General features: G+C 67.0%; 1 protein-coding gene. It reads left to right on the top strand.

All coding sequences use genetic code 11. From position 1 onward, the window contains the following. Nucleotides 1–300, top strand: a 300-nt coding sequence (locus XH88_RS39280; RefSeq protein WP_271671021.1) for a phosphopantetheine-binding protein, incomplete at both ends; no start/stop codon positions are given.

Below are 300 nucleotides of genomic sequence, written 5' to 3'. Positions count from 1 at the left end.
GAGACCACGCTGGCACAGATCTGGGCCGAGCTTCTGGGTGTTGAGCGGGTCGGACGCCACGACCACTTCTTTGCGCTCGGCGGGCACTCGCTGCTGGCGGTGCAGCTGATCGAGCGGCTGCGGCGGCGGTCGCTGGGGGTCGACGTGCAGACGCTGTTCGCCAGGCCGGTGCTGGCCGATCTGGCCGCAAGCCTGGGCAGTCATCAGGAGATGGCGGTCCCGGCCAATCGGATCACCGAACAGAGTACGGCGATCACGCCAGAGATGCTGCCGCTCATTGAGCTGACGCAGGACGAGATC

The organism is Bradyrhizobium sp. CCBAU 51627, from assembly GCF_028128765.1.
Classification (GTDB): domain Bacteria; phylum Pseudomonadota; class Alphaproteobacteria; order Rhizobiales; family Xanthobacteraceae; genus Bradyrhizobium.
Note: the sequence above shows the minus strand (reverse complement) of the source record. Positions and strands in the feature narration are given on the sequence as shown.